This window comes from Pseudonocardia sp. ICBG1142, assembly GCF_020496255.1.
In the GTDB taxonomy this organism is placed as follows: domain Bacteria; phylum Actinomycetota; class Actinomycetes; order Mycobacteriales; family Pseudonocardiaceae; genus Pseudonocardia.
On the sequence record NZ_JAHLJC010000030.1, the window covers coordinates 45,099 to 60,322 of the forward strand.

Annotated in this window: 14 protein-coding genes and 2 pseudogenes; 10 read left to right on the plus strand and 6 right to left on the minus strand. The window is 69.8% G+C overall.

All coding sequences use genetic code 11. The features are described 5' to 3' along the window. Nucleotides 1-70 precede the first annotated feature (70 nt). Nucleotides 71-1,648, minus strand: coding sequence for a proton-conducting transporter membrane subunit (locus tag KPL59_RS14210; RefSeq protein ID WP_226361071.1), 1,578 nt, complete (start codon nucleotides 1,646-1,648; stop codon nucleotides 71-73). A gap of 230 nt (nucleotides 1,649-1,878) precedes the next feature. Here KPL59_RS14210 and KPL59_RS14215 point away from each other — a divergent pair, with 230 nt between their 5' ends. From KPL59_RS14215 to KPL59_RS36905, 5 genes and pseudogenes are all read left to right on the plus strand, one after another. After that, on the plus strand, nucleotides 1,879-2,178 hold the full coding sequence (locus KPL59_RS14215) for a winged helix-turn-helix domain-containing protein (RefSeq protein ID WP_043278660.1): 300 nt from the start codon (nucleotides 1,879-1,881) through the stop codon (nucleotides 2,176-2,178). Between the two features lie 179 nt (nucleotides 2,179-2,357). Further along, nucleotides 2,358-3,044 carry a TetR/AcrR family transcriptional regulator gene (locus tag KPL59_RS14220; RefSeq protein WP_226361072.1) on the plus strand — a complete coding sequence of 229 codons (687 nt, stop codon included), beginning with the start codon at nucleotides 2,358-2,360 and terminating at the stop codon, nucleotides 3,042-3,044. A 141-nt stretch (nucleotides 3,045-3,185) separates the two neighbouring features. Then, complete coding sequence (locus KPL59_RS14225) at nucleotides 3,186-4,283, plus strand: NAD(P)-dependent alcohol dehydrogenase (protein ID WP_226361073.1); 1,098 nt, start codon at nucleotides 3,186-3,188, stop codon at nucleotides 4,281-4,283. A 4-nt stretch (nucleotides 4,284-4,287) separates the two neighbouring features. Next, a pseudogene (locus KPL59_RS36900) lies at nucleotides 4,288-4,717 on the plus strand (aldehyde dehydrogenase family protein); the annotation flags it as partial. Between the two features lie 72 nt (nucleotides 4,718-4,789). Further along, a complete protein-coding gene (locus KPL59_RS36905; protein WP_308187886.1) occupies nucleotides 4,790-5,029 on the plus strand; it encodes an aldehyde dehydrogenase family protein in 240 nt (79 codons plus the stop codon). Nucleotides 5,030-5,077: 48 nt separating this feature from the next. Here KPL59_RS36905 and KPL59_RS14235 read toward each other — a convergent pair whose 3' ends face one another. After that, entirely contained in the window at nucleotides 5,078-6,721 is a 1,644-nt protein-coding gene (locus tag KPL59_RS14235) for a fatty acid--CoA ligase (protein ID WP_226352415.1), read from the minus strand. Between the two features lie 165 nt (nucleotides 6,722-6,886). Here KPL59_RS14235 and KPL59_RS14240 point away from each other — a divergent pair, with 165 nt between their 5' ends. Further along, on the plus strand, nucleotides 6,887-8,110 hold the full coding sequence (locus tag KPL59_RS14240; RefSeq protein WP_226352414.1) for a cytochrome P450: 1,224 nt from the start codon (nucleotides 6,887-6,889) through the stop codon (nucleotides 8,108-8,110). 149 nt (nucleotides 8,111-8,259) lie between these two features. Then, nucleotides 8,260-9,381 carry an AMP-binding protein gene (locus KPL59_RS14245; RefSeq protein WP_226361074.1) on the plus strand — a complete coding sequence of 374 codons (1,122 nt, stop codon included), beginning with the start codon at nucleotides 8,260-8,262 and terminating at the stop codon, nucleotides 9,379-9,381. Here KPL59_RS14245 and KPL59_RS14250 read toward each other — a convergent pair. Further along, nucleotides 9,366-10,130, minus strand: coding sequence for a transposase (locus tag KPL59_RS14250; protein WP_226361075.1), 765 nt, complete (start codon nucleotides 10,128-10,130; stop codon nucleotides 9,366-9,368). The two genes, KPL59_RS14245 and KPL59_RS14250, sit on opposite strands and share 16 nt — an antisense overlap. Before the next feature lie 253 nt (nucleotides 10,131-10,383). Here KPL59_RS14250 and KPL59_RS14255 point away from each other — a divergent pair, with 253 nt between their 5' ends. From KPL59_RS14255 to KPL59_RS14265, 3 genes and pseudogenes are all read left to right on the plus strand, one after another. Continuing rightward, entirely contained in the window at nucleotides 10,384-11,001 is a 618-nt protein-coding gene (locus KPL59_RS14255) for an IS607 family transposase (RefSeq protein WP_226362080.1), read from the plus strand. A gap of 164 nt (nucleotides 11,002-11,165) precedes the next feature. Continuing rightward, complete coding sequence (locus KPL59_RS14260; protein WP_226361076.1) at nucleotides 11,166-12,407, plus strand: zinc ribbon domain-containing protein; 1,242 nt, start codon at nucleotides 11,166-11,168, stop codon at nucleotides 12,405-12,407. 14 nt (nucleotides 12,408-12,421) lie between these two features. After that, nucleotides 12,422-12,889: pseudogene (locus KPL59_RS14265) on the plus strand (long-chain fatty acid--CoA ligase); the annotation flags it as partial. Between the two features lie 96 nt (nucleotides 12,890-12,985). On the opposite strand, the gene KPL59_RS14270 reads toward KPL59_RS14265, so the two are convergent. Genes KPL59_RS14270 through KPL59_RS14280 form a run of 3 tightly spaced genes read right to left on the minus strand, consistent with a single transcriptional unit; the run spans nucleotide 12,986 to nucleotide 15,107 of the window. Then, a complete protein-coding gene (locus KPL59_RS14270) occupies nucleotides 12,986-13,588 on the minus strand; it encodes a response regulator transcription factor (protein WP_086002317.1) in 603 nt (200 codons plus the stop codon). An 11-nt stretch (nucleotides 13,589-13,599) separates the two neighbouring features. Then, the gene (locus KPL59_RS14275; RefSeq protein WP_226361077.1) at nucleotides 13,600-14,838 is read right to left on the minus strand and encodes a sensor histidine kinase; all 1,239 of its coding nucleotides are present in this window, start codon (nucleotides 14,836-14,838) and stop codon (nucleotides 13,600-13,602) included. 23 nt (nucleotides 14,839-14,861) lie between these two features. After that, complete coding sequence (locus KPL59_RS14280) at nucleotides 14,862-15,107, minus strand: hypothetical protein (RefSeq protein WP_226361078.1); 246 nt, start codon at nucleotides 15,105-15,107, stop codon at nucleotides 14,862-14,864. Nucleotides 15,108-15,224: the final 117 nt, after the last annotated feature.

Below are 15,224 nucleotides of genomic sequence, written 5' to 3' on the forward strand. Positions count from 1 at the left end.
CCGTCGGCGATCTGTGCGGGCGTGGGGAACCGGAGGCGCCGTCTGCGCCCGGCGGCCGGTGAACGGCGGGTCATGCCCGCGCCCCTTCCGGTCGAGGCGCCGGTCGTGGGACCGGTACCGGCCGCGGCAGGTGCGTCGGGGCGGTGGTCGGCGTGCGCTGCTGGCCCGCGGACAGTGCCGCCACGTACAGGCGGTCGCGCCAGGCGCCGAGACCGATCGCGGGCGCCAGGTGGAACAGCAGCGCCGCCGTCACCAGCACGGCGAGCACGGCCACCAGGGCCCAGGCCGACACCGCGGCGGGCTCCATCGCGGGCAGGCTCGGCGCGAGGATCACGGTGACCACGTCCACCACGGCCAGGTATGCCACGGCAGCACCCGGCACCACGATCATGGCCGTGACCAGAGCACCGGGGGTCGGGTGACGACGCAGCCAGCCCCACGCCAGCCGCGCGGCGGTGACCGCGGCGAAGACCAGCAACGCCGCGCTGCCGGCATGCAGCGGGAGCAACCAGGCCGCGACCCCCACCGCCGCGACGGCGACGGCCCCGGCGACCACTGCGACCTGCACCGTCCGCGCACGAGTCAGCCGAGGCGCGGGTGGAGCCAGGGTGTGGGTCACATGGCGCTGCACCGCGGTCCCCGAGCCGAGGAACAGTGCCGCCTTGAACAGCCCGTGGGCCACCAGATGCACCACCGTCGCGGCGTAGAGGCCGAGCCCGCAGGTGACGAGCATGAACCCCATCTGGCCGATCGTGGAGTGCACCAGCGCACCCTTGATGTCGGGGCGGGCGAGCATGATCGTGGTGGCGGCCACGACGCTGACGGCTCCGAAGGCGAACGCCAGGTGCGTCGCGACCGGCGACGCGCCGACGATCGGCGACAGCTTCACCAGCAGCACCCCGCCGGCGTTGACCACACCGGCGTGCAGCATCGCCGACACCGGGGTCGGCGCCGCCAGGGTCGCGGGCAGCCAGCGGTGCCAGGGCATCTGCGCGCACCGCACGGCCGCGGCGATCACCAGCGAACAGGCCACCACCGTGCCCACCACGCCGCCGACGGCGGCATCGTCCTGGTGGCGCAGGTCGAGATCCCCCCACGACGCGACCGCGAGACCGACCCCGGCCCACAGCACGACGTCCCCCACGAGGAACGCGCGTGCGGTGCGGCGGGTGGCCTCGACGGCCGAGGGCGCCGGGCGGTACATGCCCACCAGCCGGCACAGGATCACCCCGCTCAGCGTCCACGCCACCGCGAGGGTGACCAGGGTCGCCGCGGTCACCATCGCCGCGGTCGCGGCGGTCAGCGCCCCAGCCGCGACGGCGAAGCGGGCCGCAGCCGGGTCACCGTGCAGGTAGCGGCGGGCGAAGGCCTGGACCACGGCGCTGACCGTGCACACCAGCAACAGCACGACCGCGCCGACGTGGTCGACGACCAGCCCGGCCCGTGCCTGCCCCTCGGGGTCGGCCAGCACCATGTCGACCGGCCCGCCGACCATCACCGTCACGGCCAGCACTCCCGCCAATGCGGTGGCCACCAGCGCCGCTGCGGCGCCCAGCACGGGTGCCCGACCCCGCAGCCACCGGAACGACCCGGCCACGGCCGCGACGGCGGGTACGGCCACGACGGCGAGCAGCATCATCCCCGTCATCCCCGCGCACCTTCCCGATCCGTGCGCGCCGTCTCGGCGTCAGCCACCCGACCGGACGCCCCCGGCACGGTCCCGCACAGGTGCGCCATCTCGTCGTCGCCCATGACACCCACCTCCCAAGCACGCTGTCGTTTACACGTGTTCTAATACGCGATATGGTTAGTACGACACAAATGACGCGTATTGGGAAGCGTGACAAGCGTTACCTCGGGGTCGGTACAGTGGACGGCATGCAGGGGTGGACGTTTCTGACAAACCACGCCCACGTACTGCTGTGCGTGGTGCGGGATCCGGAGGCGCGACTGCGCGACGTGGCCGACATGGTGGGCATCACCGAGCGGGCGGCGCAGCGCATCGTGGCCGACCTGGTCGAGGCGGGTTACCTGGAGCGCACGCGCCAGGGACGGGGCAACCGGTACCGACTGCACCCGGACGTGCCGCTGCGGCACCCGATGGACCGCGACACCGCCATCGGGCAACTCGTCACCCTGCTCACCGGCATCGACGCCCGGTCCGGCGACGTCGCGTGACGCCCGCCGTGCGCCCCTGCACGGGCGCACGGAGCGCACCGACCACGCGGCACGACGAGCAGCGAGCCCGCGACGTCGGGACACGTCGGCGAACCCGACCCGACCGCTCGTACGGTTAAGCTCGAGAGACCCGAGCGCGCCCTGCGCGCGGCGACACACGACGGCGGGAGACGCGACACATGCCTCGAGGCGCAGGCCGCTACGCGGAGATCCTCGACGCCTTCACGCGGCACATCGCGGAGGTCGGGTACGACGGCACGAACTTCGGCACCGTGGCCGCCGAGATCGGGGTGTCGAAGGGCACGATCGTGCACCACTTCCGCACCAAGGAACGCATTCTCGCCGCCCTGCACGAGTCCTACATGGAGCGCAGGACCGCCGAGCTCGAGCTCATCCTGAAGCGCCTGAACCAGCCGGAGACCCAACTCGCGGCGATCCTGCACGCCTTCGTCTACTACCAGGTGGAGGACCGGACAGCGACGGTCGCATTCCAGCGGGAGATCGCCCGTCTCGCGGACGAGCCGGCGATGGCGAAGGGCCGGGAGCTGCGAGAGCGCTACCTCGCCCGGGTGCGCGGGGTGATCCAGGCGGGCGTCGACTCCCAGGTGTTCCGCCCGGTGGACGCCGGAGTCGACGCCCTACTGATGTTCGGGTCCGCACAGTGGGCCTGGACCTGGTTCACCCCGGAGGGCAGCAAGTCGGTGGAGGAGATCGGGACGGCCCTGGTGGACCTGGTGCTCGGGGGCCTGCTCGTCGACCGCAGCGCCCTGTCCGACCTGGCCTCCGCCGAGGGAACGGCCGCGCGATCCATGCGCGAGGCGGTCCGGGACGCGGGCGCGCCGGAGGATTCCGCACAGGCCTCCTGAGGCCCGCCCACAGCTCCCCGGCCCGGCTCGGCGAACAGGTCGAACTCGATGCTGCGCCCGTCGCCCTGACCGGCTCGACCCCGACCGGGACATCACCGAGGCTAGAGTTGACCGTACGCACGGTCAACAAAGGAGCGCGTGATGCAGATCGAGGCCGCAGTGCTGCGCAGCCCCGACCGCCCCTATGCGGTCGAACAGGTGGATCTGCCCGACCCCGGCCCCGGCCAGGTGCTGGTCGCCATCGCCGGAACCGGGTTCTGCCACACCGACGTCCTGCCCCGCGTCCCGGGCTTCATGGCCCCGCCACCGCTGATCGGTGGTCACGAGGGTGCAGGCGTGGTGACGGCGGCCGGGCCGGGAGCCCCGGTCGCCGTCGGGACCCCGGTCGTGCTCTCGTTCGACTCGTGCGGGCACTGCGAGCAGTGCCTGTCGGGACACCCGGCCTACTGCGCTCAGTTCTTCCGGTTGAACCTCACCGGCCGCGGCGCCACGGGCGCGCCGACGGCGCGGGGCGGTGACGGCACGGCGATCTCCGCCCGCTGGTTCGGGCAGTCCTCGTTCGCCACCCACGCACTCGCCGGCCCGCGCAACGTCGTCCCGGTCGCCGCGGACCTGCCACTGGAGCTGCTCGGCCCGCTGGGATGCGGGATCCAGACCGGCGCGGGGTCCATCCTGCTCGCCCTCGGCGTGCAGGCGGGCTCCACGGTCGTGGTGTACGGGGTCGGCGCGGTCGGGCTGGCCGCGATCATGGCGGCCACGATCGCCGGAGCCACCACGATCGCCGCCGTCGACCTGCACGACGGCCGGCTGGAGACCGCACTCGAACTCGGCGCCACCCACGTCGTGCGCGGGGACTCGGACAGGTTGGTGAAGGAACTCGTCAGCATCACCCGCGGCGGGGCGCACTACGCCCTGGACACCACCGCCGTGCCGCAGGTGATCGCCGCCGGCATCGACGCGCTACGCCCGACGGGCACGATCGGGCTGGTCGGGGCCGGCGCGCGGGAGATCGTGCTGGCGCCGTCGGCGCTCTCGGCGGGCAAGAACGTGATGGGCATCCTCGAGGGCGACGCCGTGCCCCAGGTCTTCCTACCCCGGCTCATCGAGCTGTGGCAGCAGGGCCGCTTCCCGTTCGACCGGCTCGTCACCACCTATCCGCTGTCCGAGATCGAGCGCGCCGAGCACGACGCGGCCACCGGGGCCGCGATCAAGCCGGTGCTCGTGCCGGGGAAGGGCTGAGGACATGACACACCTGCGCGAGCACCTGTACATCGACGGCGAGTGGCGCCCCGGCTCGGGGCCCGCCATCACCGTGGTCGACCCGGCCACCGAGGAGGACTTCGGCCGGGCCGCGGCGGGCGGCAGACCGGACGTGGACGCCGCCGTCGCCGCCGCCCGGTCCGCCCTCGTGGCGCCCGCCTGGGCGGGCGCGACGCCTGCCGACCGGGCCGCGCTGATGCTGCGCTTCGCGGACGCCCTCGCCGAGCGGGGCGACGCGACGGCGAGCGTGGTCACCGGCGAGAACGGCATGCCGATCACCCTGGCCCGAGCGGCAGAAGGCCGGGGGCCCGCGGCCACCCTGCGCTACTACGCCGAGCTGTGCCGCACCACCCCGGTGGAGGAGCGGCGCACGGCGGTGAGCGGGCGCAGGGTCACCGTGGTGCGCCGGGAGCCGATCGGGGTCGTCGCGGCGATCGTCCCGTGGAACTTCCCGCAGTCCCTGACCATGTTCAAGCGACGACGCGGTGCGGCTGGCCAACGACTCCGACTACGGGCTCGGCGGCACGGTCTGGACCACCGACGAGGAGCGTGGCCTCGACGTGGCACGCCGCGTCGAGACCGGCTCGGTGGGTGTGAACGTCTTCGACCTCGACATCGGGTCCCCGTTCGGCGGGGTGAAGGCCAGCGGGCTGGGGCGCGAGCTCGGCCCGGAGGGTCTCGCCGCCTACGTGTCCTACAAGTCGATCTACACACGAGGCCGCTGACGGTGCGGCCCGGGTCCCGCTCCGGGGCCCGGGCCGCACGGGCCGGCCTCAGGAGCGGCTCGTCGCCGCACCCAGATCGACGACCTCGAACCGCCCGGCACCGTGCTCGGCCCGCACGGTCTTCTTGTCCAGTTTGCCCACGCTGGTCCTCGGGATCTCGTCGACGAAGGCCCAGCGCTCGGGCAGCCACCAGCGCGCCACCTTGCCGACCAGGAACTCCCGCAGTGCGGCCGGATCGGCCGTGGCGCCCTCGCGCAGCCGCACGCAGACGAGCGGGCGCTCCTCCCAGCGCGGATCCGGCACCCCGATCACGACGACCTCGGCCACGGCGGGATGTGCCGACAGCAGGTTCTCCAGCTCGACGCTGGAGATCCACTCACCGCCGCTCTTGATCCCGTCCTTGAGGCGGTCCTTCAGCTCGACCCAGCCCGACGGGTGGATCACGCCGAGGTCGCCCGTCCGCAGCCAGCCGTCGCGGAACGAGTCGGCCACGGCGGCGGGGGCGGCGCGGAAGTAGCCGCCGGCGATGGTGGCCCCGCGCAGCTCGATCTCTCCCGCGCTCACTCCGTCCCAGGACAGCTCCTGGCCCTGCTCGTCGACGACGCGCGCCTGCACGCCGGGGACCAGCCGCCCGGTGCGGGCCCGGTAGGCCACGTCCGCACCCTCCGGCGTCCCGGCGGGCGGGCGCGAGAAGGTGAGCAGCGGGCTGGTCTCGGTCATCCCCCAGCCCTGGGTGAGCCGCAGCTCATGGTGGCCGGCGAAGCTCTCCACCAGGGCCGCCGAGAGGGGCGAGCCGCCCACCACGCCCAGACGCAGGCTGGAGAAGTCCGTGCCGTGCTCGACCCCGAAGGCGTCCAGCGCGCTCCACAGCGTCGGCACCGCCGCGGCCGCTGTGGGCCGGTGCTCGACGATGATCCGGGCGAGGTGCTCGGCCTGCAGGTGGCGGTCGGTCATGATCAGGTCGGCACCCGCGATCCACGCGGCGTAGGGCCAGCCCCAGGCGTTGGCGTGGAACATCGGGACGATGGGCAGCACGCGGTCGGCGTCGGAGAACCCGAACGCGCTGCCGGTGGAGATCCCGAGGGTGTGCAGGTGGATGGAGCGGTGGCTGTAGGCCACGCCCTTCGGGTCCCCGGTGGTACCGGTGGTGTAGCAGAGCACGGCCGCGCTGCGCTCGGGCAGCTGCGGCCAGTCGGACACCGGTTCCGCCTCGGCCAGCAGCGCGTCGAGGTCGTGCACCGTGACGCCGGGCAGCTCGGCCTCGGGCTCGCCCACGACGATCACGTCGGACACGCTCGGGCAGGACGGCAGGATGCGGGCGAGCTGCGGGGTCAGATCGGCATCGACCACCACCACCCGGTCACCGGCGTGACCGACGATGTAGATCAGCTGCTCGTCCGACAGGCGCAGGTTCAGGGTGTGGAGCACCGCGCCCATCGCCGGCACCGCGAAGTACGCCGCGAGGTGTGCCGGGGTGTTCCAGCACAGGGTCCCGACCACGTCGTCGCGTCGCACTCCCAGCCCGGCCAAGGCCCCCGCCAGCCGGGCCGCACGCTCGGCGACCTCGGCGAAGGACGTACTCGTGCTGGGGCCGCCCCGGTAGTGCACCACCTGCGCCTGACCGTGGACCCGAGCACCGTGACGCAGCAGGTCCGCCACCAGCAGCTCGGTCTCCTGCATCGTGCTGTCCATGCGCTCCACTCCTTCGTGGGCGCGAGCCTCGGCGCCCGATCTCAGAATCTGACCGTACATCCGGTCAGCTACAGCTTGCCTTCCGATCGCCGATGCCGCACGATGTTGTGACCGTACGGACGGTCAAGTTCTGGGGAGTGCCTCGTGACGTCAACGAAGACAGCGGTGCCGACCGCGGATGTCGACCTCGGCCATCCCGACACCTACGCCGCCGGGCTGCCCTACCCGGAGTTCGCCCGGCTCCGGCGCGAGGCCCCGGTCGCGTGGGTCGAGGAGCCCGCCTACGAGGGCTTCGACGGCGGTCCCGGCTTCTGGGCGGTGACCCGACATGCCGACGTCGTCGAGGTCTCCCGGCACCCGGAGATCTACTCCTCGCACGCCGGCGCCACGTTCCTGCGCGATCAGCGGCCGCGCGATCTCGCTGCACTGCAGCAGATGATGCTCAACATCGATCCGCCGAACCACTCGAAGCTGCGCAAGATCGTCAGCAAGGTCTTCACCCCGAGAATGGTCAACGGGATGTTCGAGTCCGTGGACCGCTACGCCGCGCAGATCGTCGACGGACTGGAGCCCGACACCGAGATCGACCTCGTCGAGCAGGTGTCGTCGGAGTTGCCGCTGTTCGTCCTGGCCGAGCTGCTGGGCGTGCCGGCCGAGGATCGTCACCTGCTCCACAGCTGGACCAACCGGATGGTCGGCCTGGACGACCCGACCTACGGCGGGCGGCCGGCCTTCCTCGCCGCGTTCATGGAGATGTTCGCCTACGCCGAGAGGCAGACGGAGATCCGGCGAGCGCACCCGGGCGACGACGTGTGGAGCCTGATCGTCAACGCCGAGGTCGACGGCGAGCGGCTCACCCTCGACGAGCTGCAGCGCTTCTTCCAGCTCCTGATGATCGCCGGCAACGAGACCACCCGGAACCTGCTCACCGGGGCCGTCCTCACCCTCGACGCGCACCCCGACCAGGGGGCCCGGCTACGCGCGGAGCCCGACCTGCTCAAGCCGGCGATCGAGGAGATCCTGCGCTTCCACCCGCCGGTGATCCAGTTCCGGCGCACGGCGGTGGCCGATGCTCGGCTCGGTGGGCAGGAGATCACGGCCGGGGACAAGGTCGTGATCTTCTACGCCTCCGCCAACCGGGACGAGGCCGTCTTCCCGAACCCCGAGCGCTTCGACATCGACCGCAACCCCACCCAGCACCTGGCCTTCGGGGTGGGCGCCCACTTCTGCCTGGGCAGCAGCCTCGCGCGGATGGAGGCGCGGGTGCTGCTCGGGCGTCTGTTCGCCCGCTTCCCGGAGCTGCGCGTGGCCGGTGAGCCCGCCCGGTTCCGCTCCCACTTCATCAACGGCTACCGCGAGCTGCCCGTGACGCTCGGGCCGGCCGCCTGACCGGCGGCGAGCCCCGATCCGGGCAGGCGACGAGCGTGCCGGTGCCCGCCTTCCGCCGCCGACCCGGCTCCCGGCGTCGTGTGGCACTGCCCCACCGCTAGATCGACCGAACGTACGGTCCGTCCGATTGACCTCACCGAGGAGGCCCCATGACCGCGGAGCTGCCGCACATCTACGGCATCGTCGAGCGCTGGCTCGCCAAGGCCCCGGACACGGAGGCACTCGCCTTCGGTGACCGCTCCTGGACGTGGTCGGAGCTCGACGAGCGTGTCCGCCGGGCGGCGGGCGCGCTGCGCTCGGCCGGGGTCGCCCCCGGAGACCGGATCGCCGTGGTCGACAAGAACCACCCGGCCTGCCTCGAGCTGACCCTGGCGGCGTCCCTGATCGGTGCCGCGAACGCGGTCGTCAACTTCCGGCTCGCACCCGAGGAGCTGGCCTACGTGGTGGACGACTCGCGTGCGGTGCTCGCCGTCGTCGGCGCCGAGTTCGCCGACACGGTGGCCGCCCTGCGCGACACGCTGCCGAGGCTGGGCACGGTCGTGGTGCTCGGCGGCGAGTCCGACGAGTACGAGCAGTGGCTCGCCGCGGCCACACCACTCGCCGACGCCGACCGCCATCCCGCGACCGACGACGACTGCTTCCTGCAGCTCTACACCTCGGGGACGACCGGCTGGCCGAAGGGCGCCCTGCTCACCCAGCGCAGCATGACCGCCCACACCGTGGCCGTCGGTCGTGCCTACGACATGGACGAGTCCACGGTGAACATCGTCGCCATGCCGCTGTTCCACGTCGGCGGCACCAGCTGGGCGCTCGGCAGCATGTACACGGGCAGCCGCACGATCGTCGTACGCGAGATGATCCCCGACGCCATCCTCGACCTCGTCGAACGGCGCCGCGCGACCCACGCCTTCTTCGTCCCGGCGGTGGTCGGGATGCTCCTCGCCGAACCGGACCGGGCACGGACCGCCCTGGCCTCGCTGAGGGTCCTCGGTTACGGCGGGTCGCCGATGCCGGCGTCCCTCATGCAGAAGACCCTCGCCACGCTCGACACTCCCCTGTACTCGGTCTACGGGATGACCGAGCTGTCCGGGGTGTTCTGCGTGCTCGGGCCGGATGAGCACCGCGACCCCGAGCGCACCCACCTGCTCGCCTCCGCCGGCAGGCCGCTGCCGGGCAGCGTCGTCCGGGTGGTCGACCCGGCGACGGGCGAGGACCTCGACGACGGAGCTGTGACTAGAGGCTTATTCAGGCTCCGTCAGGTAAGTGTGTAGAAGATGAGTCCGATGACTGCCGAGATTGTCGTTTTAAATGTGGCGTAGGGCCGCCGGTAGTCTGTGTGGAGAACTTTCCACGTTTTGATATGGGCGATGACTCGTTCGATGGTGGCGCGTGTGCGGTTGAGGCTCTTGTTGAATGTTTTTTGCCAGTCGAGAAGTTCCCGGCCGGGTGGTTTTTTGAACGGGGTGAGCATGCCGCGCCCGATGTATCCTTTATCGCCGATCGGGGGGTATGTGGCGAGGTGGTCGAGGGCGCCGGATTGGTCGAGGCAATATAGGTCGTGTCGGGAGCCTGGGGTCGGGTCGGAGATCCACGACAGCTGCCCTTCCAGGGTGGCTGCGACCTGGACGACGACGCCGGTGGTGCGATGCTTGCCCGACCACAGACCCGGCACCGCGGCCCATGACCAGCAGGGCAGCAAGGTTCCATCGATGATGTACTGCCGATCGGCACGAAGCTCCTCCGCCGTCGGAACGACACTCCGCAGCGCCTGTGCCAGCAACGGTGTCACCCCCGTGATCGCTCGACTAACCGTCGACTGCGACACCCCATAGGTTTCCGCCAACTCCCACTGCACACGATTCCCGCGCAGATACGCCAACGTGATCACCACCGACCAGAACAACCCCAGAACCGGCGGCCAAGACAAACGTGCCTCCGTCGCGTCCCGCTGATCCTGCTCATACACTATAGCGACAAGATCCTGAATCTCATCACGCCGGAAACCAGTGGCATAGTACATAGAGGCTTATTCAGGGCCGCCTGGCGGGCTACCTCGCTGCGGTCCCGACCTGGAGAAACACCGCACTTCATGATCACCCTGAATAAGCCTCATACTGCGACAACCCGTTCATCTTGGATTGATTCGGCAAACCAATATTCGCGATGGACGGGCTGTCGCCCAACCCGACACGCCGGGCTAGATCGTTATTTCACGGGGCCTGAATAAGCCTCCTAGTGATTGAGTTCCTCTCTAGAGCTCTCTATACTTGTCTATTATGACCACGTACAGGATCGGCGAGTTCGCTTCCCGAGTGGGGAGGTCCGCGTCGACGGTGCGTCGGTGGGAGTACGAGGGCCGGATCACGGCCAAGCGGACGGCGAGCGGGCAGCGCTACTTCGACGAGTCGGATGTGCGGGCGGTGTTGCAGTTGGGGGCACCAGATGCGGAACGGGTGACGGTCGTGTATTGCCGAGTGTCGTCACCGGGACAGAAAGATGATTTAGCGTCGCAAGTCGCGGCAATGGAAATGTTTTGCTTAAATGCTGGAATTGCAGTCACGGAGTGGGTCACTGAGATCGGCGGTGGAATGAACTTCAAACGCAAGAAGTTCACGCGGCTGATCGACCGGATCGCTGATGGCGGCGTCGAGCGTCTTGTCGTGGCACATAAGGATCGATTGACGCGTTTCGGGTTTGACTTGATCGCCCATGTTGCGGACCGCAACGGATGTCAGATTACTGTCGCCAACACCGAGTCTCTGTCGCCGCAGCAGGAACTCGTGGAGGACCTATTGGCGATCGTTCATACGTTCTCATGCCGTCTGTACGGGCTTCGGCGTTACGAGAAACAGATTAAAGCAGACCGTGACCTCATAGAGGGCGGGGCCTGATGAAGGTCACCAGAATTGCTTACTCCGCAGGGATTAATGCAGGCAAGTACACTGCCTTGCTTGAACAGGCACAGCGTCTAGGGCGTGTGCGGTCAATGGTATGGAACCAGTTCGGTTCGATCGCTGGGGTAGGGCTCTCGGATAGGTTTATTCGAGATCGATGGATGGCTGATGGCACTGCTGAGGAATTCGACGTGCCAGCTAACGCCTGGAAAGAGACCGTACGGGACGCGGTCGCGGACATCCGCGCGCACCGTGATGCCGCGAAGGTCGAGGTACGGAAGAAGATCCACCGGCGTACCGCTTCCCCCCAGGAGAGGAAGCGACTGTACGCAGCATTGAAACGGGATCAATGGGTCGATGATCCGCTGCTGTCCCGATGGATGCGGCAGTGCTGGCGCCGCGGGCATAACCATACTGCAAACCAAATCATCATCCGTTCGGATCAGGTTCGCACGTTCACACGCGCCGAGGGCGGAAATGTTTGGCTCAAGGTTCCTGGGGGCTCCGGCTGTGCGCCGATCACGGTACCGCTGAACACTACAATCGCGCCAGAGAAAACTCTCCGGCTAATCCTGCGCGGTGGCCGGGTCGAAGTCCATTACCAGATCGACGACCAATCATTGCGGTCGAGTCACCGGCCCGTCGGTGATCGCGCCATCGGCGTGGACAAAGGATACACTGAAGTACTCACCGATTCCGATGGCCGCCGCCATGGTCAAGGGCTCGGCCCGTTACTGAGTGCCCGTTCCGACCAGCTCAAGATGCGTAACGCCCGGCGGGCGAAACTACGCTCGATCGCGAACGCCGCCGACCTACGCGGTGATCATGCGAAAGCGCTACGGGTTCGCCGTCATAACCTCGGGACGATCAAGAAAATCCGGCAAGAACGAGCCTGGAAAACCCGCGTCCGGGATATCACATATCGCGCAGTGAATGCTGTCGCTGACAATGCGAACGTGATCGTGGCCGAGGACCTCACCCGACGGATCAACAACCGGGATCGAGGCCCTGGTACCAACCGTCGGCTGGCCGCCTGGACCAAAGGTATCACCGCGCAAGCACTCCATGACGTGTCGGAACGGCGAGGTTCGTCGTTACGGCTGGTCAACGCTGCCTACACGTCGCAAGTCATCCCCGGAACGTCGACCCTCGGTCGTCGCTCCGGAGACTGGCTTCACTGCCCTCATAAGGGCGGGGTCGTGTGGGATGCTGATCATGCTGCCGCGATCAACATCCTGGATCGAGACGGAGACCCCGACATCTCCCTGTGGACCCCGCACACGCAGGTGAAACAGATCATCCAGGAACGCGATCGTCACCGGTCCAGACTGCCGGACCAGGACTCCAGCACCGCTGGCTACTGCAGGTGCGGAGAGCGAAACATCCGTTCTGATCAACAATGATCAATGAACAGGAAGCACAGGTCGGAGAGTTCTGGGTCCGGTCGGACCAGGCGATGGCCGGCTACTGGAACAAGCCCGACGCCACCGCGGACACCTTCGTCGACGGCTGGCTGCGGACCGGCGATGCCGGGCGGGTCGACGAGAGCGGGTACCTGTTCCTGGAGGACCGCGTCAAGGACATGATCATCTCCGGCGGGGAGAACGTGTACCCCGCCGAGGTCGAGCGGGTGCTGGCCACACACCCGCAGGTGGCCGAGGTCGCCGTGATCGGCGCACCGCACGAGAAGTGGGGTGAGACGGTGAAGGCCGTGGTGGTGGCGCAGCCGGGGAGCACCCCGGATCCCGCCGAGCTCATCGCCTACTGCCGCGACAGGCTGGCGCACTACAAGTGCCCCACCATCGTCGAGCTGATCGACGCACTCCCCCGCAACCCCACCGGCAAGATCCTCAAGCGTGAGCTCCGCGAGCCGCGAGGGGCGTGATCGACGGTCGTAGGAGCACTCGCTGACCGAGCCGTCAGCGGCAGACCGTCTGTCTGCCCGGCGCGGCCCCGACAGCGGGGCCGAGGGCCTCGGCCGTCACAGCCAGCCGTGTTCATGGGCGTGGCGGGCGGCGTCGTGGCGGGTGTGGGTGCCGGTCTTCTGCATCGCGCTGGACAGATAGTTGCGCACGGTGCCCTGGGCGAGGTGGAGGCGGCGGGCGATGTGCGCGACGGAGTAGCCCTCGCGTGTCTCGGTCAGTGCCTCGATCTCGCGGTCGGTGAGGGGGCAGTCGTCGATGACGGAGGCCTCGAGGACCTCGTGGGCGATCCAGCGCCGTCCGGCGCGGAGCTCGTGGATCACCCGGACGATGTCCTCGGGGTCGGCGCTCTTGCTCATGAACCCCTGCACCCCGAGCTTGAGCGCGCGGCGCAGGACTCCCGGGCGGGCGTGGCGGGTGAGCATCAGGACGGGTTGGTCGGGGTGGTGCTCCCGGATGCGGGCGACGGCGTCGAGGCCGTTGGTACCGGGCATCTCGAGATCGATGACGAGAACGTCGGGACGGTGGTCCAGTGTCTCGCGCACCGCCTGCTCGCCGTCCTCCGCCTGCGCGACGACCGTGATCGTCCCGTCCAGGGGCAGCAGCGCCGCCATCGCGCTGCGCAGCAGCTTCTCGTCGTCGGCCAGAACGATGCGGGCGATCGCCGGGTCGGTCATCGGGACTCCGTCCCCGGGCCCGTGTCGCGGTGGTCACCGACGGCGGACCGGTCGAGGTGGGCGGCGACGGTGAACGTCGTCCGCGTGGTGCTCACGTGCAGGTCGCCGCCGGCGGCGACGAGGCGGTCCCGCAGACGGGCGAGCCCGCTCAGCTCGGGCTCGGGGTCCGCGTCCGCGGTGAGGCCGTCGTTGGTGATCTCGATCCGGGCGCTGGATGCGGTGATGCCGACGGTGCGCGGGTGGGCGTGGCGGAGCAGGTTGGTCGTGGCCTCGCGCAGCACCTGCGCCAGCAGCGGGTGGGCCCGGTCGGCGTCGGGGTCGTACCGGATCTCGACCGCGATGCCGGCGGCCTCGCCGAGGCGGCGGGTGTTCTCCAGCTCGGCGGGCAGGTTGAGCTGGTGGCGTGCGTGGGCGAGCTCGCGGGTGCTCGTGATGGCGTCGGCGGCGAGTCCGCGGATCTCGGCGAGCTCGGCCTCGGCCGCCGCGGTGTCACCGCTGCGGACGAGGGTCTGCGCGTACGCGGCCTTGAGCTTGATGACGTGCAGCGAGTGCCCGTGGATGTCGTGCAGGTCGCCTGCGAAGCGCATCCGCTCGTGGGCGATCGCCAGCTCGCGCTCGGTCTCCCGGGCCCGCTCCAGACGTCGTACGACGGTCCACCCGTACTCGCAGACCACGATGACACCGGCGACGAACAGCGTGCCGAGCAGGGGCAGGAGCACGTACTGGCCGACGAGGAGCACCGTGGGCGGCCGGGGAAGGAGCGCCGTAGCACCCGATGCCGCGACGACCACGGCGAGCGCCCCGACCCACAGCTTCCGGTGTCGCCGGCGGCCGGACGCCAGCAGTGACCCGATGAGGGCGAAGGGTACGAAGGTGATCGGGCTGGCGGCGGTCAGGGCGGCGACGAGCCAGTTCACACCCGTGAAGGCCAGGGTGAACACGGCGGTGCGTGTGTAGCCGTCGAGGCTCCACTCCCGGAGCACGCCGAGGGCCAGGACCAGCCCGACGGCGACGATGAGACCTTCCAACCGGGTGCTGGCCGTGAGCGCGACACCGACGACGCACAGCGGAGCGATCGCGGCGAGCGCGGTGAACATCGCGGCCCGCCGCACCCGGGCGGCCGCGGTACCCGCGTCCGTACCGGCGCCGGCCCCCCGGACGGTCGCGGCCGGGTCGACACCGGTCGGGCCGGTCCCGGTCCCGGTCTCGGACTCGGCGGGCTCGGTGTCGGTCATGGGGCTCCCCGTGCTGATGTCCGTCACGCCCGCGTCGGCTCCAGGCGGCGGCGCTTCAGGATGCGCCCGACCAGGAGCTTGCCCACCAGCCCCGCGACGAGCACGACCACCGCCACCCACTGGAGGGCGTCGTTGCGCAGGAAGAACCCGGTGATCGACTCCGGCAGCACGGTGAACAGCCCGGTGTCGTAGGCCAGTCCGAAGTAGGCGACGACGACGGTCACGGAGACGATGGTCAGGCCGGTGAGGATCAGGTCCAGCAGCTTCATGGTCGTCAACGGTCCGGCACGCTCCTCGGCAACGGTAGTGACACGGCGTCATGTGCTGCGGTGACCTCGCGCCACTGTGCCACCGGCGCGTGGACAGGTGCGATGGAACCCGACATT